Origin of the sequence: Sulfitobacter sp. SK011 (assembly GCF_003352065.1) — a bacterium.
GTDB lineage: Bacteria > Pseudomonadota > Alphaproteobacteria > Rhodobacterales > Rhodobacteraceae > Sulfitobacter.
Map to the genome: position 1 here is coordinate 2,389,965 of NZ_CP025803.1, position 19,887 is coordinate 2,409,851.

The window sequence follows — 19,887 nt, forward strand, 5'->3', positions numbered from 1 at the left end:
CTTATCCTCCTGAAATAAGGGGCCAGCCCGCTACGACGCACGCGCCGAGGATCAGGATCACACCCATTGGTTTTGTTACATGATGGCCAATCTGCGGCAGTTTTTCCACCACCATAAAGAGCGTGGCCAACCCCATCCAGGCCAGGTTCATCACCCCGCCCGCAAATCCCAGCGCCATGAAACCCCAGCAGCACAAGGCGCAATAGACCCCAAGGCCGAGGCCCATGCGCAACCCGCCCGCAAATCCTGCGCGCCAGTTGCCGATGAAATACATCATCGGGGAATGGCAAACGCCGTGGCAAATCTCTTTTGTGCGGGTGAATTGAAAGAGGCCCACCGCCAGCAACAATGCCGCAGCAGTCCACCGGGAACGCGCGATGCCCAGCATGTCAATCACCCCGGCAAAGAGCAGCGCCAGTTGCACCGCAGCGATCAGCGCCGCAAAGCACAGCCAGATTGCAAAATACCCAAGCAACACCCCTAGCCATCCGGCGCGCGTGCCATTGGCACTGATCATCAGGTCCTCATAGCTGCGCAACGTGGGCACCAACGTCGGCAACATCATCGCCGCCATCATCGCGCCCCACATCACAAACAAAGGTCCGAAATTTGCCATCGGCATGTACATTGGCATGCGCGGGTCCATGGCGCGCATCGCCTCACCCATTTCACCGGGACGTCCCAGCAGATCGACGTCCATCTGCATGGCCATGGCGTACATCATCCACCACGCCGCCAGCACCAGCCCAAAAAAGGCCAGCCAAAGGGAAGATCGCAGAACTGGGTTCATGAAATTGTCCGATTCAACACGCTTGTGAAATTAATGTCAGACATTTAGACTTCGGGCAAACATTAAATGTAAGACATATGAAAATTGACCCCACCAATCCCGCCGATTTATCGGCACAGATTGCCAGCGCGATCCGTGATGCCATTGTCGAAGGGCGTCTGATTGTTGATGAACGCCTGCCCTCCGAGGCAGAACTGGCCGAACAATTCAAAGTGTCCCGCCCCACCGTGCGCGAGGCGCTGAAACGGCTTGCGGCCCAATCACTGATCCGCACTCAGCGGGGGGCCACAGGCGGCGCATTTGTGGCGCGGCTCAGCTTTGAGGCGGCACAGGCCCAGCAGATCACCACCTCAACGCTCCTTATTTCGATGAACGCGGTCAGTTTCGCCACCGCCTGCGAGGCCCGCTATACGCTAGAGCGCGCTTGCGCGTCGATGTCGGCGGCCCGGCGTACCGCCGATCATTTGGCAACCATGCGCGCCGAAATTCACCGGCAATCGCAGCCTGGCCTGACGGATGAGGCGTTTTGTGCCTCAGACGTGGCGTTTCATCGCGCGCTGGTGGACGGTGCCGACAATCCGGTGCTGAGCTACCAATTGGCCGGCGCGGTTGAGGGCATGCAACCATTGATGAACATGATCACCTTCACCGCCCGCGACCGCGCACGTATCATCGCACTGCACACCGATATTGCCGACGCAATTGAGGCGCAAGACGGTGACGCCAGCGCCCATTGCCTTGAAGCACTTGAGCGAGAGACCCAAACGCTGGCGCAAAACGTGTTTGCCAAACGTGCGGCAAGTGCTGCGGTGCATGCCCCATCGTCTGACACGTCATAAGCGGCCCCTTGAAAATAAGCGGCCCCTTGAAACTTTGCCGGTTCTGCCCCATATTCATCTTGTCCTTCGGGACTATGGACATAAACGCGCATGTAATAAGCGGTTCGGACCCGGGGGCGGTACCCGGCGACTCCACCAATATCCTTTATTTGGGGATCATGGGGTCGAAATAGGATCGACGAACGTCTAAAGATGTTGCTTTGTTTCGGCTGACTGCCACCGTTATCGGCGTAAAAAGTACAATTGCAAATAACAATAGTGCTCCAGTTGCGATGGCCGCGTAAGCGGTACTAACGACTGAAAATTAAGTCCTTGCGTTTAGCGACCTAAGGCGGGGTTCGCAGGTACCTGGCAACAGAAACCTGCACTTTCACACCTTTCCTTGATCTCTGTGCACCCTAGATTTGGGGGATGATAAGATTGTTTATCTCTCTTCTGTTGGCCACCACTCTGTCGATTGGCGCGCCTGTATTCGCAAAGGACACCGCCTTGGACCTCAAACCTGACTGGGAATTCGTGGCCGACACCGTGATGGGCGGTGTGTCCACCGGGCAGATTAGTACGCTAAACGTTGCGGGCCGTAACGCCACCCGGCTTACTGGTGCCGTCTCACTCGACAACAACGGCGGCTTTGTTCAAATGGCGTTTGATCTTTTGTCGGATGGGACCGGATTTGACGCCTCTGAACACACCGGGCTTGAGATAGAGGTTTTTGGCAATGGAGAGGCCTATGACCTGCGTCTGCGCACGGACGCCCTGACCCGGCCCTGGCAGTCGTTCCGCACGGAATTTGTCGCATCACCTGAATGGACAACGCTCCGCATTCCGTTCAGCGATATCACCCCGCACAAGACCGACGCCACCTTTGACCCCGCTGAAGTGCGCCGCATTGGCATCGTTGCCATCGGTCGCGAATTTGAGGCCGACGTGGCCGTCGCCGCGATCCGATTCTACCGCTGAGGCTTGACTTAAGCGCCAATTCACCGATGCTGGTGCCATGGGGATCACCGCGAACGCCCCGTGAGGCGACAGCCAGAGGTTCGCATGTTTCCAAAACTTTAAAGGATGCATGCCATGGCTGCCCCAAATGAAATCACTGTTCCCCAATTGTTGCGCCTGATCGGCACCCCCGATGCGCCGGTCATCGTTGATATCTCAATTGATCCCGATTTTGACGCAGACCCGTTTCTGATCCCCGGATCGTTTCGCCACCCGCACAAGGATTTGCCAGGCCTAAAGGCGCGCCTGAAAGGGCGGCCTTGTGTCGTTGTCTGTCAAAAGGGCATCAAGCTGAGCCAGGGACTGGTGGCGTGGCTGCGCGCCGATGGGGTGCGGGCGGAATATCTGTCGGGGGGCATGTATGGCTGGCGCGATCACGCTGGCGCGCCGCGCATTCCCGCCGCCGCCCTGCCCGCCCCGGTTGAGGGTGCGACCCTTTGGGTGACCCGGCACCGCCCCAAGATTGACCGCATCGCCTGTCCATGGTTGATCCGGCGCTTTGTCGATCCCGATGCGCGGTTCCTGTTTGTATCCCCCGCCGAGGTCATGGGCGTCGCAGACCGCTATGGCGCGACACCCTTTGATGTCGAGGATGTGTTTTGGTCGCATCGTGGCCCAAAGTGCACATTTGATACGATGCTGGATGAATTTGCCCTGCACACAGAGGCGCTGGACAGGTTGGCAACCGTCGTGCGCGCCGCCGATACCGATACCCATGACACGTCCCCCCAAGCGGCGGGCTTACTGGCCCTGTCGGTTGGCCTGTCGCGCCAGTACCGCGATGATCTGGAACAGCTTGAGGCCGGTATGACGCTTTATGATGCGCTGTACCGCTGGGCGCGTGATGGGGCCGATGAACGGCACGACTGGCCTGCGGATCGCAAATCATGAGCGTACCAAGCTGGCCGGACATGGCGCGGGTCTATGGCCGTATTGGTCTTTTTTCATTTGGCGGTCCCGCCGCTCAAATCGCCCTGATGCACCGTGAATTGGTGGAAGAACGACCCTGGCTCAGCGAGGCCGCGTATCTGCGCGCGCTGAGCCTGTGCATGCTGTTGCCCGGACCAGAGGCGATGCAGCTTGCCACCTATGCGGGCTGGCGCATGCGCGGCGTGCCGGGGGGGCTGCTGGCGGGCCTGCTGTTCGTGGTTCCCGGTGCCTTGGTGATTGCGGTTCTGGCGCTGGGATATGCCTATTTTGGACAATTGCCACTGGTTCAAGCGGCATTTCTGGGCATCAAGGCAGCCGTCATCGTTGTAGTCTTTCAGGCGCTGCGCAAAGTCGCGAAAAAGGCGTTGCATGGTGCCCAGGGCTGGACCTTGGCCATCCTGTCATTCCTGGCACTTTTTGTCGTTGGCCTGCCCTTTCCCCTGATCATCCTGGCAGCGGCCCTTTGGGGCATGTTTTACCACAACGTCGCACCGCCGGAAGTGGACACCCTACCCCTCCAGGCAGGCCATGCACCGCGCACCATTGCCATTTGGGGGGGGCTTTGGGCCGCCCCTTTGGCGGTGCTCTGGGCCATGGACAACGACTTCTTGCTGCAACTGGGCTTGTTCTTTTCCAAACTGGCAATTGTGACCTTTGGCGGGGCCTACGCCGTCTTGGCCTATATGACGCAGACCGTGGTGCAGGATTATGGCTGGATCAGCACGGATCAGATGATTGACGCACTTGGTCTGGCCGAAACCACGCCGGGGCCATTGATCCTTGTCACTGAATTTGTCGCTTTGCTGGCCGGTTTTGCGCAATCAGGTGTGATGGGCGCGATTGCGGCGGGGCTTGTGGCGCTTTGGGTGACATTCACCCCCTGCTTTTTATGGATTTTTCTTGCTGGTCCCTATCTGGAACGCATCTCAGCCCAGCCGCGACTTGCAGGGGCCTTGCGTGCCATCACCGCGGCCGTTGTCGGGGTTATTGCAAACCTGTCAGTCTGGTTCGCACTGCATGTGATATTTGACCGTGTGACCCCTGAGGTGTGGCTGGCCCTGCCCGGCCCTGATTTGGGAAGCTTTAATGCCCTGGCCGCCGTTTTCACGCTTGCCGCAGCCCTGCTGATGCTGGTTGCAAAACGCGGATTTGTCACCACCATGGCTGTGCTGGCAATCGCCGCCCTTGGGATTGCAATGGTCACGTAAAGCCCCCTTTCCCTCGGCCACAAATGTCGTATGCTGATCATGTTCTATGCCAACCTGGAGATGAACATGGGCCGCGACATCGACTATGGCAACCTGATGCACGAAGCCATGCGGGGTTTGATCCGCAAGGTTCTGCTTGACGTTGCCGAGCGGGGCTTGCCGGGAAATCACCACTTTTTCATCACCTTTGACACCACCCATCCGGATGCGGAACTGGCCGATTGGCTGTCTGATCGCTATCCCGGCGAAATGACCGTGGTGATGCAACATTGGTACGACAAGCTTGAGATCACCGAGGATGGGTTTGCGGTCACCCTCAATTTCGGCGATGCGCCAGAGCCGCTTTATATCCCATATGACGCAATCCGAACATTTGTGGACCCGTCAGTGGAATTTGGTCTGCGCTTTGAAGAACAGGACAACACTGACTCCGACGCGCCCGAAAAAACATCCGACAAGGGCACCGAGTTGAAGCAGGTCCATGAACATGAGCTTGAAGTCGAAGAAGAGCCGGTCAAGGACGCCCAGATCGTGTCGCTTGATTCCTTTCGCAAATAATTTGAACTGCATGGGCACCATCGGCTGATTGCGCAGGCTGGCGCGGGGCGCTACACCGCTTTTGACACATTTGCCAGACGAGGAGCCGCATCATGGCCGATACCCGCACAGAAACTGACAGCTTTGGCCCCCTTGAGGTTCCTTCCGACAAATACTGGGGCGCGCAGACCCAACGCTCGATCATGAACTTCCCAATCGGGTGGGAACGCCAGCCGATCGCAATCGTGCGCGCGCTGGGGGTGATCAAGAAAGCCTGCGCCGAGGTCAATCTGGGGTTCGGCGATCTGGACGCCGATCTGGCCCCCGCCATCCAGGCCGCCGCGCAAGAGGTGATCGACGGCAAGTTTGACGATAATTTTCCGCTTGTTGTCTGGCAGACCGGGTCTGGCACCCAATCGAACATGAACGCCAACGAGGTGATCTCGAACCGCGCGATTGAGATGATGGGCGGCACGATGGGCTCCAAAACGCCGGTGCACCCCAATGATCACTGCAACATGGGCCAATCATCAAACGATACATTCCCCACCGCGATGCATGTGGCCATCGCAATGGTGGCGCGTGACACGCTGTTGCCGGGCCTGCGCAAATTGCACGGCGCATTGGCGAAGAAATCTGACGAATTCAAAGACATCATCAAAATCGGCCGCACCCATACCCAAGATGCTACACCGCTGACATTGGGTCAGGAATTTGGCGGCTATGCGCATCAGGTCGCCAAAGGAATCGCGCGGGTCGAGGCCTGTTTGCCGGATATCTATGAGTTGGCCCAAGGGGGCACTGCCGTGGGCACCGGGTTGAACACCCGCAAAGGCTTTGCTGAAAAAGTCGCACATGAAATCGCCGCGATCACCGGCCTGCCCTTTGTCACCGCCCCCAACAAGTTTGAGGCGCTGGCCGCCCATGACGCCATGGTGATGTTTTCAGGTGCCTTGAAAACCGTTGCCGCGTCCTTGTTCAAAATTGCCAACGACATGCGGTTGCTGGGATCCGGCCCGCGTTCCGGTCTGGGCGAATTGATCTTGCCCGAGAACGAGCCGGGATCCTCGATCATGCCGGGCAAAGTGAACCCCACCCAGGCTGAGGCGCTGACCATGGTCTGTGCGCATGTGATGGGCAATGACGCGGCTGTGGGCTTTGCCGGATCTCAGGGCCATTTTGAACTGAACGTCTATAACCCAATGATGAGCTATAATGTGATCCAGTCGATGCAATTGCTTGGTGACGCCGCCAGCAGCTTTACCGACAACATGGTTGTGGGCACCAAGGCCAACATCGAACGGATCGACAAGTTGATGAAAGAAAGCCTGATGCTGGTGACCGCGCTGGCCCCCACCATCGGCTATGATAATGCCACCAAGGTCGCCAAGACCGCGCATAAGAACGGCACAACCCTGAAAGAAGAAGCCATTGCTTTGGGGTTTGTCGATGCGGAAACTTTTGATCGGGTCGTGCGGCCCGAAGATATGATTGGACCAAAATGAGCGCTCCTCTGAACCTGAACAAGATCAAGAAAGAACACAACCGCGCCTCACGCAAGGCACGCGCCGATGAAAATGCCGTGGGTTTTGGCCAGACCAAAGCGCAAAAAGAAGCGTTGAAAGCCCGCGCAGAACTGATCGCGCGCAACCTTGAGGCGCACAAACGCGAAAAATGAACGCGCGGCCTGTCAAACATTCCGTGACACTGCGAGGCCATCGCACCTCGGTGTCGCTGGAGGATGAGTTCTGGAACGAATTCCGCGCAATCGCTGCTGAAAAAAACATGCCAATCAATGTGTTGGTGGCGGAAATTGATGTGGCGCGCGGCGTTGATATGGGTCTGGCTTCTGCAATAAGGCTCTATGTGCTGCAGACATTAAAGGATCGTTTACCTTGATGGCGATAGGGTTGGAGTATGACGATTCCAGCCCCTCTTTCTGCTGACGCATGGATGATCCATGTTTTCAGTGCAAAGGCCGCCCGCGAAGGCGGTATTGTTCGCAGAAAGCTGCGAGACATTGAAAAATACGTTGGCAGAAACGCTTTTGAAACCGAACTTGCACGTCGCGGATATCATGCCATTGAAAACGCTGGGCAAATGGTAATTTTTTTGCAATCAAGAACCGTTACGCATTATTCTCTAAACGATTTTTTTGAAAAAGACCGGATCGGAATTTTCGAAAATTCCGAGACCCTTCAAGCCACCGACGCCGCATAGATCTTGTTGATATTCCCACTCAATGCCGCGTTGAACTCCGCATCGGACATCGACACATTCAACCCTTCGGTCAAGGCACGCGAAAAGCTTGCGATCATGCTGCTGTTCTGGCTGAGTTTGGCGGAAGCTTCATCCGTCGAATAGCCACCCGACAATGCCACAACCCGCAGCACATTCGCGTGCTGGGCCACTTCATCATACTGCCCCGGAACATCCGGAATGGTGAGCTTGAGCATCACCATCTCACCCGCTGGCAATTGGTCAAGATGCTTCAAAAGGGCATCGCGCAGCAGGTCTTCTGCCGCCGCTTTGGTCTTTGAATGGATGTTCACCTCAGGTTCGAGAATCGGCACCAAACCTGCGTTGCAAACCTGTTTTGCCACTTCAAATTGTTGCGCGACAACTGCGTCAATGCCGCCTGCGTCAGCCTCGTGGATCACCGAACGTTCCTTGGTCCCAAAAATCCCTGCAGCAACCGCACGCGCCAACAAGCTGTCCAGTTCTGGCATCGGTTTGAGAAGCTGCACGCCATCAGCGATCTCTTCCAGCCCCTTGTCGATCTTCAAAAATGGCACGACGCCCCGGTCTTCCCACAACAGTTGCGCGACCGGTTTGCCGTTGATGGTATCGTCCATCGTGCGTTCAAACAGGATCGCACCGATCACCTTGGCGCTGGTAAAATCATCCGCAAGAATGATCCGCGCCCGCATGTCGTGCATCGCCTGGAACATTTCGGCATCGCCCGAATAGTCACTTGGCTGCACACCATAAAGGGCAAGCGCCTTGGGGGTGGAACCGCCCGATTGATCCAAGGCCGCAATAAATCCCTTACCGCTTTCAATCTGCGTTTTTTGTGCATTGTTGATCGCCATGAAACACTCACCTTCGTCTACTGATTCCGTTAAACCTGATGTTAATCCAAAGGCCGCTGCGATGATAGAACCTACCGCCGCTCAAGTCTCAGCCATATACCACTGGCCGAGCGCACGGTCAGATGCGCCACTGGGACCGGCACGCGCACCGGCACTGCGGCAACGCGGAAATCGCGCAATATCCGCGACAGGATCAATGGCCCCTCAACCATCGCAAACCCCGCGCCTGTGCACACACGCGGACCCGATGAGAACGGAATAAAAGCCTCGCGCGCGCATTTTTGACCGTTCTCACTGTGCCAGCGGGTCGGGTCAAAGCCATCCGGGTTGTCCCAAAGCCGTTCATGACGGTGCAGGTGCCAAGGGCTGAGCACAAGCTGCGCGCCCGGTTTCACATCCCGGTCGCGAAACCGCTCAGGACAGGTGTTTTCGCGCACCATCATCGGCACCGGCGGATAAAGCCGCAGTGCCTCACGAAACACATCACGGCTGAGCTTAAGCTTCGACATCACAGCAAAATCGCAGGTCTTCAATGCCTTGGCTTCCTCTGCCAGCTTGTCCTGCCAGTTGGGATGGGTCGCCATCAGATAGAGCGTCCACGCCAATGCCGACGCGCTTGTTTCATGTCCGGCCAGAAAGAATATCGCTACCTGATCAACCATTTCATCGGTGCTGAAGCGATCCCCTGTCACCGGGTCGGCGGTGGTCATGATCTTGGTCGCCAGATCGTCAGGGGCGGTACCGGCCTCAATATCGGCCATGCGGATCGTGGTCAGTTCGGTGATCAGGCTGCGAATTTTTGCAGCACTGGTGCGTGTGCCTTTGCGAAAGAGCCGCGGCATCCAGCGCGGTAGCGGGATAAAGGCCGCAAGGTTCAATAATGGCTGCGACCGTTGATAGGTTTTGAAGGCGTCAAAAACCGCACGGGCCAGATGATGGTCAATCGGGATTGAAAAGAGCGTGCGAAAGATCACATCTGCCGCCGCATGGCTGGTTTCAACCTCAACTTCGATCACCTGACCGACCTGAGCCTCAAGCCGTGTCGCTGTCGCTTCTGCGGCATCCCACATGGCTGGAAACACCTCGCGCAGGCGGCCCCCTTCAAACGCGGGGTCAATGATGCGGCGTTGGCGTTTCCATGTCTCGCCATTGGTCAGGAACACCGATTTGCCCAGCAAGGGCCGCAACCCTTCGCTGATCCTGTCCGACTTGGGGAAATCATCGGGACGGTCCTTGAGCACGGTCTTGATCAACTCGGGTTGGTTGATCAGATAGCTGCGAAAAAACGGCGTCCTGAATTCAGCCATCCACGCCCGATAAAGCCGCGCCGGCTGGGCCGACAGGATGTCAGCACGGAACAACCTGGCATACCGCCAGAGCGATACCTTGTCCGGGCGGCTGGCGGGCTTGGGTGGCGGTTTCATGCAGCAACAGACCTGTATTTACTGACCGCATGGTCAATGCGCGACTTGGAGGGCGCACGGGCACCATAGCGCGCAGCCAAGGTCATGGGCCCCGCCGTGATCTGAAAATAATCATAGTCGCCCGGTTGATCAAAGGCGCACAGATACTGAAAATGCAGGCGAAAAAACCGCCACCTCAGGTCTTTCCACCTTTCAGGGCTGAGGGTTTGGGAAAATGCTGCGGAAAACACCAGGGGCCATTTCTTATCAGGGGGTGCCACGCCCGACACCGACACCGGGTCACACAGGGCAAAGGCGCAGCCGTCGCCGGGGGCGGTCACATCGACCCACGTCACTTCATCGCGTGCAGAGAGATACTGCAAATCCGCGCGTAGCCGATGGGCATCTGGCAAGAACGATACCATCGGCACCACCTGTCCCAGTGACAGAAATGACAGCGCAGGGCCATCGCCGGGCACGCCGCCCGTACGGATCAGATCGGCCAGGATCGACACGCCAAGATGTGCGCCAGATGAATGGCCCACGATCAACACTTCATCCACATCCTCTGCCAAGGCCACTGCGATGGTGTTGGAAAACGCGGCAATACGCGTTTCCAACTTAGGTGGAATCGCCCCTTTTGAAGATGCAGAATAGGAATAGTCATGCATCAGGTAGTAGGCAAAAAACCTGCCATCTTTCTTTTTGAACCAGCGCAGCAGCGCATAAAAGCACGCCCCGCCGGTAAGAAGTGCGAGGACATAGGCAAAGACCCCGATGAAAGGGACAAGAAGGGCAGATATTCCAAAGACCACTACGCAGCCTAGCACCGCCGCAAGCATCAATTGAACCAGCAACATCCCCACCGGGTAAAGCGCCGCAATCACTGGACCCTTGCGCAGTTTCATCAGCCGCCAAAGCGCGCCTGAGGCGATATAGACCCAGGCGGTGCGCAAAAGCTGCAGATAGGTGGCTGGGATCGAGGTGTTCATGCTCTCGCGCACAATGTCGGACCAGACCAGCACGTCGACCTGCGCATCCACTTCAACGCCGCCTATCAACCCTTTGACCTGCCAGCCATAGTTCTCACTTCCCGAATTGGGTTCGAGCGCAATATCATAGCCCGAAATCGCGGCCTGCGCGGCCCCTTCCTTGCGATAGAGCTCGCGGTAGCGGCGGGGGTGAATGGGATCGTAGCCGGGAATGTAAAACACCCGGCGACGTGTCACCTGACCTGAAGTGTGATTGCCCATGTCTGCCCTCTTGTCCCGCAGCTTACCTGCGTTTTTGGGCAAGAGTAAGACGTTTAGCCCAAGGTGGCGAGGCTTGGAAATGTCTCAAGCAACCAGAAGGAAAGAGTCGTAAAGGCCCCTGTCAGCAGCGCCAGTCCAACTGCCACCAGCAGCACGCCCATCGCGCGCTCAATCAGCTTCATATGCTTCTTGATGCGGTTCATCACGCCCATTGCACGGGTGATAAACATCGCGGCCAGCAGGAAAGGAATGCCCAGACCAGCGGCATATATCCCCAAAAGCAATGTGCCGCGCGCCACGGATGCTTCAGTCGCCGCCAGGGATAGTATCGCACCCAGTTGCGGGCCGATGCAGGGCGTCCAGCCAAAGGCAAAAGCAAGCCCAAGGATATAGGCCCCAAAGCTGGATCCCCCCTTGTCGCCGGCGTCCAGACGCGCCTCCTGATCCAGAAACGGGATGCGAAAGACGCCCAGAAAATGCAGACCAAATATGATCACAACGACCCCGGATATCTTGGCAAAAAGCACCTGATTTTGCAGGAAAAAAGCCCCAAAGACAGATGCCGTGAAGCCAAGGATCAAAAAGACCGTGCTCAGCCCCAGAACAAAGAACACTGCCGCCACCGTCGCGCGCCGGCGTGCAGCCGCAACATTGGACATATCGCCCAGGGACACCCCGCTCATATAGGCCAGATAGGGTGGCACGATGGGCAAAACGCAGGGCGACAAAAAGCTGATCACGCCCGCGACCAAGGCGATCATCATGGCAGGGATTAACCCGGCGTCGATCAATTCTATTCCAAACATGCCCTACCCTTAGCGGGGATCACTGACGCCGTCACGCCCCGTTGCACCGCCGTTCGGTCACAAGCCTGTGGACGGGATGTAACATCTGGCCTATCTCACTCGTTATGAAGATACATGACCTTGATGCGACCGGGCTGCTCTGCCCCCTGCCCGTTTTGAAATTGCGAAAGCGGCTGGCCGCTTTGACGCCGGGCGATTGCATGCGGGTCCGCGCGGATGATCCAGCGGCAATTATCGACGTGCCGCACTTTTGTACCGAAGCCGGGCATCACCTGATCGAGACATCAACCGAAGGTGCGGCCCAGATTTATCTGGTGCGTAAAGGCGGTTAACGCAAAAGGCAGGCCGCTGGGCCTGCCTTTCTTGTTAGTATCACTCCCAACCTTAACCGCCGAGCGACCACCACCCCTTGCGCTTGGGCTTTTTGGCGACGGGCTTTTCCGGCTCAGGGGCGGGTTCGGCGGCCACAGGCTCGGGTGTCGGTTCCGGCTTTGCCTCAGGCGCTGGCTCGACCTTTGCCACCCGCTCAGGTGCCTGCTCTGCCGCAGGTTCTGCCTTTGGTTTTGGCTTGGCACGGCTGCGAGTCGACTTTGGCTTGGGCTTTTCCTCGCCTGCATCCTCTGCTGTAGCCTCATCCGGCTTTGCGTCAGCTTTTTCCGCCTTCGGCTTTGTGGTGCGCGCGCGTGTGGATTTTGCCTTGGGCTTTGGCGCATCCTCGGCTTTGGCGGTTTCCTCAACCGCCTCTGACGTCTTGGCGTCCGCATCAACAGCGCCTTCGGCTTCGACCTTGGCCTTGGATTTGCTGGCGCTGCTGCGCGATCTGCTGCGGCTGGTTGGCTTTGGCTTGTCTGCTGGTTTGTCACCATCAGCGGCCTCTGCCGTCGCATCCTTGGGCGCAGACGCATCCTCTGACTGAGGCTGTTCAGGCCGATCACCCTCCGGCGACCCGTCACTGGCATCGCCATTCTGAGCATCACCATTCTGATAATCACCGGTGCCCGGCTTTTTGCGGCTGCGCCGCCGCCGGCGACGACGTTTGGGTTTGCCTTCACCGTCACCCTTGCCATTCTCATCATTTTGGATGTGACCGTTGCTTGGCGTGCTGCTGCCCGGAGCTTCCGGTGCTTCGTCATCACCGTTGGATGTGTCGGCCTCATCCTCGTCAATCTGATCCATCAAAGATGTATCAACCGACACCACATGCGCCGATGCCGGGGCCACAACCCGCGTCGCGGTCTTGAACTTTTCAAGCGAGAAATCAGGGCTGATCAACATTGGATCGCCTTCGATCCGCACCGACAGACCATAGCGCGCCTCGATATGGGCGATATGTTCGCGTTTCTGGTTCATCAGGAAGTTGGCGATGCCCACCGGCGCACGCACCAGCACTTCGCGTGACCGGCGGCGGGTGCCTTCTTCTTCGATCTGGCGCAGAATGGCGAGCGCGAGGTTGTCATCAGACCGGATCAACCCGGTGCCGTGACAGGCCTGACAGGGTTGCGTTGTCGCCTCGATCATTCCGGGGCGCAGACGCTGACGCGACATTTCCATCAGGCCAAAGCCTGAAATCCGGCCCACCTGAATGCGCGCACGGTCGGTCTTGAGCTTGTCTTTCATCATCTTTTCGACGGACGCGTTGTTCTTGCGCTCGTCCATGTCGATAAAGTCAATGACGATCAAACCGGCAAGGTCGCGCAAACGCAACTGGCGCGCCACTTCTGCAGCGGCCTCCAGGTTGGTCTTGAGCGCGGTTTGCTCAATCGAGCCTTCCTTGGTTGCCCGGCCAGAGTTGACGTCAACCGCCACCAATGCTTCGGTCACACCGATCACGATATAACCGCCCGACGGCAATTGAACCGTGGGGTTGAACATGCCCGAAAGATAGGTTTCCACCTGATAGCGCGCAAACAGCGGCAGGTTCTCTGAGTAGAGTTTCACGTTTTTGGCGTGACTCGGCATGATCATTTTCATGAAATCTTTGGCGATGCGGTAGCCGCGCTCACCTTCGACAAACACCTCGTCAATGTCGCGGTTATAAAGATCGCGGATCGACCGTTTGATCAGATCGCCCTCTTCATAAATCTTTGCAGGTGCGATGGATTTCAGCGTCAGTTCGCGGATCTGTTCCCACAGACGTTGCAGATACTCATAGTCGCGCTTGATCTCGGCCTTGGTGCGTTTCGCACCGGCGGTGCGCACAATCAGGCCTGCGCCCCGTGGCACTTCGATCTCGTTGGCGATTTCTTTCAGCTTCTTGCGGTCCGCGGCATTGGTGATCTTGCGGCTGATGCCACCCCCCCGCGCCGTGTTGGGCATCAGGACGCAATAGCGACCGGCCAAAGACAGATATGTCGTCAGGGCGGCACCCTTGTTACCACGTTCTTCCTTGACCACCTGAACCAGCAGAATTTGGCGGACTTTTACGACTTCCTGAATCTTATAGCGCTTGGGCCGTGGCTTGCGCGCCGGGCGAATGTCCTCGCTGTCGTCCTCATCGGCGACAGATTCGATGTTCTCATCCTTTTCAGCCGCATCCGGGCTGTTACCCGCGGTATCATCATCGTCATCCGAATCGTCTTCTTCGCCAACTGCGGGGGTCTCTACAGGCGTCTCTGAAACCCGCTCCATCGGCGAGGAGGCCACGTTTTCATCGACTTCGACTTCTTCGTCATCCGCCAGATCAACGGTTTCCATGCCCTCAATCTCGGTTGAGGTTGTCGCATCATCGCTGATGGTGTCCGCAGCCTTGGGCTTGGAGCGGCTGCGCGACCGTGAGCGTGACGTGCGTTTGGGTTTTTCATCCTCTGCCGCCTGCTGTTCGGCATAGGCGCGCTCTTCTTCGAGCAGCGCCTGACGGTCGGCCACGGGGATCTGGTAATAGTCAGGGTGAATTTCCGAGAACGCCAGAAATCCATGACGGTTTCCACCATAGTCCACGAACGCCGCCTGAAGCGACGGTTCGACCCGCGTGACCTTGGCTAGATAGATGTTCCCGGCGAGCTGGCGTTTATTTTCAGATTCAAAGTCAAATTCCTCAACTTTGTTTCCGTCCACCACAACCACGCGCGTTTCTTCGGCGTGGGTGGCATCGATAAGCATTTTTTTAGGCATAAGTCCAATTTGCACAATGCCCGCGAAACGACAGACCCTGGGGGGCCTTTGGTTTGCAGGGTGTGACTTGTCAGGGCGAATTTGGACACGGACAGGACGGGGCCGAAAACGGCCTCTGATCGTCTGCTCTTGGCTTCTGCGCGCGTCATCGCGGTTCTTCTCCGACATGAAGTCAACGCAACGTCGCTTCACATCCATTAATTTACTGTTTCTCTTCAGAGCCTTAACTCATCAAAGCATCAGCGGTTCTCCGGCCATTTCTGGCCCAATCGGTCTGCATTGCGTCCCTAACGTAGACTGCAAATGCAGCGAAACTTTCAAGAGATACATCAGACGCCCAAAAGCGTCAGTGTCCCTATCATCCTAGTTAAAGTGTTTGCAGGTCAAATGACAATGGGCAATCTCGGCTCAATTTGGGCAATGCGTATTTTATGTCTGCATCGCTTGACAAAAACACCGATGCTAGGAACATTCGCCACTCCCGGATCGGCCTGCCCCTTCTGGATCATCTGCCAATTTTGCCGGGGCACATGTTGCGGCAGCCAAGACCCAAAGGAACCACCTCATGCGATATCTACTGCGCCCTGCCCTATGCCTTTCCCTGCTGGCTGTTGCCGCCTGTGACGAAGTTGCCGTCGCGGGCGATACTGTCGCATTGGCTGAAGTGCGCGGTCAGAAATCTTGTGTTGCGGCGGTTGCCAAGGAATCGGGCAATAAATCCGCAGCGATCAACACAACAATCCCTGTCATTGAAACGGGCCGCCACATCGTGGACGTCCCGAACGCGCGAAGCTGGACATGTGTGACCGACGCCAATGGCAAGGCAACACAGATTGTGGAACAGCAAACCGGCTGATCCGGCCCGTTTGTGACATGTGATGCGGTCAGAGGTAATCTGACCGCTGCAAGCCATATTTGGCCATCTTTTCGTTCAATGTCCGGCGCGGCAGGCACAACTCATCCATCACACTGGCAATCGACCCTTTGTGGCGGCGCATCGTGTTGTCGATCAGCATCCTTTCAAACGCTTCAACATATTCCTTGAGCGGTTTACCCTCGGTCGTCATCACCGGCTGCATCTCATCGTGGTCAGACATCAGCAAGGACGCGATGGTGCCCGACCCCCGTCGCGATTGCAGCACGGCGCGTTCCGCCACGTTGATCAACTGACGCACGTTGCCGGGCCACGGGGCCTGCAGCAGTTGTGCGGCCTCTTGCGCAGACACCTGCGGTGCGTCACAGCCATATTCATCGGCAAACTGATCGCTTAGCCGCGTGAACAATGTCAGAATATCCTCACCGCGCTGGCGCAGCGGCGGCACAGTGATCCGCAAGGCCGCCAGCCGGTAAAAGAGATCGCTGCGCAAGGCATCCTCTGACGTGCGCCCGGCTTCCTGCAGGTTCGAGATGGCAACAATCCGGGTTTCAGCCGGCGTGCCCTGTTCATTGATGACGCTCAGCAACCGCGCCTGCAATGTCTCTGACAGCGCTTCGATATCCTCCAACACCAGGGTGCCACCGCGTGCCTCTTCGATGGCGGGCAATTGCGCGTCCTCGGGTTGCATCGGGCCAAACAGGCGTTTTGACAGCGCGTCTTCTTCGAAGGCACCACAGCTGACCAGCACAAATTTCTTGCCTGCGCGCGACCCCACTGCATGCAGCGCATGAGCGACCAGCGTCTTGCCGGTACCGGTTTCGCCGTCGATTAAGACATGACCATCGGCCTGACCCAGATCAAGTATATCCTCGCGCAACCGCTCCATCACCGGGCTTTGGCCAATCAGCTTTTTCATCAACTGGCCGCCATCTGAAAGCTCACGGCGCAGTGCCCGGTTGTCCATCACCAGCCGCCGCGCATTGGTCGCCTTTTTCGCCAGCTCGCTCATCCGGTCCGGATTGAACGGCTTTTCCAGAAAATCGAACGCACCGACGCGCATCGCCTCAACCGCCATTGGCACATCGCCATGCCCGGTGATCATGATTACCGGCAAAGCACTGTCTGATCCCATCAGCTTTTTCAGGAACTGCATGCCGTCCATGCCCGGCATCTTGATGTCCGAGATCACAATGCCCGGATAATCAGGGCCAAGGTTTTTGAGCGCATCCTCGGCACTTGCGAAAGTTTCGGTGTCATATCCCGACAGCGCCAGCCATTGGCTGATCGACTGGCGCATGTCCTGTTCGTCGTCGACGATCGCGATTTTCATTGCCTGTGCCATGTGCTTACTCCGCCGCCTCTACATTTGTCTCAGCGCCCAGAATGGGCAGTTGCATTTCAAAGACCGCGCCGCCTGTTTGGCCATTGCGCGCTGTCAGCCGTCCACCAAGGTCGTTCACGATACCCGACGAAATGGCAAGCCCCAGACCCACACCGTCGCCCGGCTGCTTGGTCGTGTAAAACGGCTCAAACAGCGCATCGAGGTCTTCAATGCCGGGGCCATTGTCGCGCACCGTCAGTGTCGCAGTTTCGCCCGCCGACAGAATGATATCCACCTGCGGGTTACGTTCTGACTTGGTGGCATCCAGCGCGTTCCGCAAGAGGTTCACCATCACTTGCTCAATGCGCATCCGGTCGCCCATCACCTCAACCGGTGTCTCCGGCAGAATACGGCTGATCTGAACGTGGCGCTGGCGCAATTGCGGTTCCATCATCGACAGGCTGGAAGCCAGCGCAGCCCCCATATCCACAGGGCTGAACGCCTCTTGACCCTTGCGGGCATAGGATTTGAGCTGCCGGGTGATCGCCCCCATCCGCTCAATCAGATCATCGATGCGCCCAAAGGATGACAGCGCCTCTTCGGGGCGGTTTCGCCGCAGCAACAGACGCGCACCTGCCAGATAGGTCTTCATCGCCGCAAGGGGCTGGTTAAGCTCGTGACTGACAGCCGCAGACATCTCGCCCAAAGCGGCCAATTTGCTGGATTGTTCAAGGGTTTGTTCGGCCACGGCAAGCGTTTCCTGCACCCGTTTACGTTCGGCAATTTCTCGCTGTAGTGCGGCATTCAATGCGCGAAGTTTGGCCGACTCCCGTTGGAAAATCGCCAGCCGTCCCGCTGTCCGGCGGCTCAGGAAATAAAAGGTCAGCGCCAGCAGAATCGCAAACCCCATCACTTCAAGGGCCAACACGCCGTTCACCCGTTCGCGCACCGAAGCGAAAGTGGTATAGCTGGTCATCCGCCAGCCCCGAAACGGGATCTTGTTCTCAAGCCGCATCACCGCCTCGCCCTGCAGATAGGCATCAGGCGGCAAAGCCGTCCAATCGGCGGTGGCCTTGATCGCGCGTTCAATGGCACTTTGCGGGGTGTGACTGGCCAAAGCCTCCGGCTCGGTCAGCCCACGCCATTTGGGGGCGGTCGCCAGAATAATCTCGCCCGAACTGTCCATCACGATGACCGCGTCCGAAATGCCCGCCCATGCGCGCTCAAATTTCTGCAGATCGACCTCAACAGCGATCACACCCAAAGTTGTGCCCCCGTCCTGGATGCGGCGCGAATAGACAAAGCGATATCCGCCGGTTTCGCGCTTGATGGTGCTGAAAATGGTCGCGTTGGACCGGATTGCGTCTACGAAATAGGGCTCTGAGCGATGCGCGGACCCCAAATGATTGCGATCCGTGGCCGCCACGGTGCGCCCGTCAATGTCATAAAGCATCAGGGACGCGGCACCGATCTCATCGACAAACGAAATAAGCCGCTGTGTGGACAAGGAATAATTGGCCAGATCCAAGGCGTTGATCAGCGTCGGGTCACGCGCCAGAAGCTGCGGCACAATCGCGTTTTGGCGCAGCTCAGCTAGCAAATTACCGCTGTAGAGTGCGATACGCAGCTCAGCCCGGCTGCGCGTGCTTTCGGTGAAACGGTTGGTCAGCAGCTTGTTGGTGATCGAGATCGTCACAACCGCAAACGCCATCAGCACTGCAATGGCAAACCTGATCCGCCATGAAACAGCCAGGCTGGTATTTTGTTCGGGGGCGTCGCTCATGGGCGTAATCTACGCCGATGGCAGGGCGCACTCAAGTCACGCTGTGATCAGCGCCCCGGCCAATGCGCGAAAGAGCGCCGTCCCATCGGTACCGCCATGCCCTGCATCCGCGGCCCGTTCGGGGTGGGGCATCATCCCCAACACGCGCCGGTTCTCAGACAGGATGCCGGCAATATCGGCCTGTGCCCCGTTGGGATTGTCCGTATAGGTGAACGCAACACGGTCCTCGCCCTGCAGCTCTGCAATGGTGTCAGCATCGGCAAAATAATTGCCATCGTGGTGCGCAATCGGAATGTTGATCACATCGCCCGCATTATACCCCTTGGTATAGTCGCTGCTCGATGTTTCGACCTTCAGCCCCACGGTTTTACAGATGTATTTCAACCCGGCATTGCGCAGCAGAGCGCCCGGCAACAATCCGGTCTCTGTCAGGACCTGAAAGCCGTTGCACACCCCAAATACATACCCGCCGCGCCCCGCATGGGCCGCCACCGATTTGCAGATCGGCGAATTGGCCGCGATGGCCCCGCAGCGCAGATAATCTCCATAGGAAAAGCCGCCGGGGATCCCCACAATATCAACACCCTGTGGCAGTTCGCTGTCTTTGTGCCAGACCATCGTCACCCGCGCACCGGCGGCCTTGAACGCCACCGCCAGATCACGGTCACAGTTTGATCCGGGAAAAACAACAACCGCAGCATGCATCAGCCCATCTCCACCGAATAGGATTCGATCACCGTATTGGCCAACAGCTTTTCACACATCGCCGTCACATCCGCCTCAGAGGTCCCCTCCGCCAGATCAAGCTCAATCACTTTGCCCTGACGCACGCCGTTCACGCCATCAAAGCCCATGGCCCCAAGCGCATGGCGCACGGCTTCGCCCTGCGGGTCCAATACGCCATTCTTCAGCATCACATGCACACGTGCTTTCACGCT

21 protein-coding genes and 1 other RNA gene are annotated in these 19,887 nt (G+C 57.7%); 12 read left to right on the forward strand and 10 right to left on the reverse strand.

What is annotated here, in order from left to right; genetic code table 11:
* Position 1 precedes the first annotated feature (1 nt).
* Positions 2-790, reverse strand: coding sequence for a DUF2182 domain-containing protein (locus tag C1J02_RS11760; protein ID WP_114878753.1), 789 nt, complete (start codon positions 788-790; stop codon positions 2-4).
* Positions 791-867: 77 nt separating this feature from the next.
* On the opposite strand from C1J02_RS11760, the gene C1J02_RS11765 reads away from it, so the two are divergent.
* From C1J02_RS11765 to C1J02_RS11810, 10 genes are all read left to right on the forward strand, one after another.
* Complete coding sequence (locus tag C1J02_RS11765; protein ID WP_114878754.1) at positions 868-1,629, forward strand: FadR/GntR family transcriptional regulator; 762 nt, start codon at positions 868-870, stop codon at positions 1,627-1,629.
* Between the two features lie 22 nt (positions 1,630-1,651).
* Positions 1,652-1,998: a transfer-messenger RNA gene (gene ssrA / locus C1J02_RS11770) on the forward strand.
* A 51-nt stretch (positions 1,999-2,049) separates the two neighbouring features.
* A complete protein-coding gene (locus tag C1J02_RS11775) occupies positions 2,050-2,589 on the forward strand; it encodes a CIA30 family protein (RefSeq protein ID WP_368073755.1) in 540 nt (179 codons plus the stop codon).
* Between the two features lie 114 nt (positions 2,590-2,703).
* Positions 2,704-3,519, forward strand: coding sequence for a sulfurtransferase/chromate resistance protein (locus C1J02_RS11780; RefSeq protein ID WP_114880531.1), 816 nt, complete (start codon positions 2,704-2,706; stop codon positions 3,517-3,519).
* A complete protein-coding gene (chrA, locus tag C1J02_RS11785; protein ID WP_114878756.1) occupies positions 3,516-4,766 on the forward strand; it encodes a chromate efflux transporter in 1,251 nt (416 codons plus the stop codon). The genes C1J02_RS11780 and chrA overlap by 4 nt, the downstream gene beginning before the upstream one ends.
* 66 nt (positions 4,767-4,832) lie before the next feature.
* Positions 4,833-5,324: an SspB family protein gene (locus tag C1J02_RS11790; protein WP_114880532.1), complete on the forward strand. Its 492-nt coding sequence runs from the start codon at positions 4,833-4,835 to the stop codon at positions 5,322-5,324.
* A 92-nt stretch (positions 5,325-5,416) separates the two neighbouring features.
* Positions 5,417-6,808, forward strand: a complete 1,392-nt coding sequence (gene fumC, locus C1J02_RS11795; protein WP_114878757.1) for a class II fumarate hydratase — start codon at positions 5,417-5,419, stop codon at positions 6,806-6,808.
* The gene (locus C1J02_RS11800) at positions 6,805-6,981 is read left to right on the forward strand and encodes a DUF4169 family protein (RefSeq protein ID WP_114878758.1); all 177 of its coding nucleotides are present in this window, start codon (positions 6,805-6,807) and stop codon (positions 6,979-6,981) included. The genes fumC and C1J02_RS11800 overlap by 4 nt, the downstream gene beginning before the upstream one ends.
* On the forward strand, positions 6,978-7,202 hold the full coding sequence (locus C1J02_RS11805; RefSeq protein WP_114878759.1) for a ribbon-helix-helix domain-containing protein: 225 nt from the start codon (positions 6,978-6,980) through the stop codon (positions 7,200-7,202). Before C1J02_RS11800 ends, C1J02_RS11805 begins: the two co-directional genes overlap by 4 nt.
* 18 nt (positions 7,203-7,220) lie before the next feature.
* Positions 7,221-7,523 carry an N-(5'-phosphoribosyl)anthranilate isomerase gene (locus C1J02_RS11810; RefSeq protein WP_368073756.1) on the forward strand — a complete coding sequence of 101 codons (303 nt, stop codon included), beginning with the start codon at positions 7,221-7,223 and terminating at the stop codon, positions 7,521-7,523.
* On the opposite strand, the gene C1J02_RS11815 is transcribed toward C1J02_RS11810, so the two are convergent.
* From C1J02_RS11815 to C1J02_RS11830, 4 genes are all read right to left on the reverse strand, one after another.
* Positions 7,502-8,395 carry a fructose bisphosphate aldolase gene (locus C1J02_RS11815; protein ID WP_114878760.1) on the reverse strand — a complete coding sequence of 298 codons (894 nt, stop codon included), beginning with the start codon at positions 8,393-8,395 and terminating at the stop codon, positions 7,502-7,504. The two genes, C1J02_RS11810 and C1J02_RS11815, sit on opposite strands and share 22 nt — an antisense overlap.
* Positions 8,396-8,466: 71 nt before the next feature.
* Entirely contained in the window at positions 8,467-9,819 is a 1,353-nt protein-coding gene (locus C1J02_RS11820) for a cytochrome P450 (protein ID WP_114878761.1), read from the reverse strand.
* Entirely contained in the window at positions 9,816-11,051 is a 1,236-nt protein-coding gene (locus tag C1J02_RS11825) for a hypothetical protein (protein ID WP_114880533.1), read from the reverse strand. The genes C1J02_RS11820 and C1J02_RS11825 overlap by 4 nt, the downstream gene beginning before the upstream one ends.
* A 53-nt stretch (positions 11,052-11,104) precedes the next feature.
* Positions 11,105-11,857, reverse strand: coding sequence for a cytochrome c biogenesis CcdA family protein (locus C1J02_RS11830; protein WP_114878762.1), 753 nt, complete (start codon positions 11,855-11,857; stop codon positions 11,105-11,107).
* 104 nt (positions 11,858-11,961) lie between these two features.
* Here C1J02_RS11830 and C1J02_RS11835 point away from each other — a divergent pair, with 104 nt between their 5' ends.
* Complete coding sequence (locus C1J02_RS11835; RefSeq protein WP_114878763.1) at positions 11,962-12,189, forward strand: sulfurtransferase TusA family protein; 228 nt, start codon at positions 11,962-11,964, stop codon at positions 12,187-12,189.
* 52 nt (positions 12,190-12,241) lie between these two features.
* Here the strand turns inward: C1J02_RS11835 and C1J02_RS11840 are convergent, their stop codons facing one another.
* Positions 12,242-14,968 (reverse strand): ribonuclease E/G, encoded by a 2,727-nt coding sequence (locus C1J02_RS11840; RefSeq protein WP_114878764.1) that lies wholly within the window; start codon positions 14,966-14,968, stop codon positions 12,242-12,244.
* Between the two features lie 565 nt (positions 14,969-15,533).
* On the opposite strand from C1J02_RS11840, the gene C1J02_RS11845 reads away from it, so the two are divergent.
* A complete protein-coding gene (locus tag C1J02_RS11845; protein WP_114878765.1) occupies positions 15,534-15,824 on the forward strand; it encodes a hypothetical protein in 291 nt (96 codons plus the stop codon).
* A gap of 28 nt (positions 15,825-15,852) precedes the next feature.
* Here the strand turns inward: C1J02_RS11845 and C1J02_RS11850 are convergent, their stop codons facing one another.
* Genes C1J02_RS11850 through purS form a run of 4 tightly spaced genes read right to left on the reverse strand, consistent with a single transcriptional unit; the run spans position 15,853 to position 19,884 of the window.
* On the reverse strand, positions 15,853-17,187 hold the full coding sequence (locus C1J02_RS11850; protein WP_114878766.1) for a sigma-54 dependent transcriptional regulator: 1,335 nt from the start codon (positions 17,185-17,187) through the stop codon (positions 15,853-15,855).
* Positions 17,188-17,191: 4 nt separating this feature from the next.
* A complete protein-coding gene (locus C1J02_RS11855) occupies positions 17,192-18,949 on the reverse strand; it encodes an ATP-binding protein (protein ID WP_114878767.1) in 1,758 nt (585 codons plus the stop codon).
* Positions 18,950-18,985: 36 nt separating this feature from the next.
* Positions 18,986-19,654: a phosphoribosylformylglycinamidine synthase subunit PurQ gene (purQ, locus tag C1J02_RS11860; RefSeq protein WP_114878768.1), complete on the reverse strand. Its 669-nt coding sequence runs from the start codon at positions 19,652-19,654 to the stop codon at positions 18,986-18,988.
* The gene (gene purS / locus C1J02_RS11865; RefSeq protein ID WP_114878769.1) at positions 19,654-19,884 is read right to left on the reverse strand and encodes a phosphoribosylformylglycinamidine synthase subunit PurS; all 231 of its coding nucleotides are present in this window, start codon (positions 19,882-19,884) and stop codon (positions 19,654-19,656) included. Before purS ends, purQ begins: the two co-directional genes overlap by 1 nt.
* Positions 19,885-19,887: the final 3 nt, after the last annotated feature.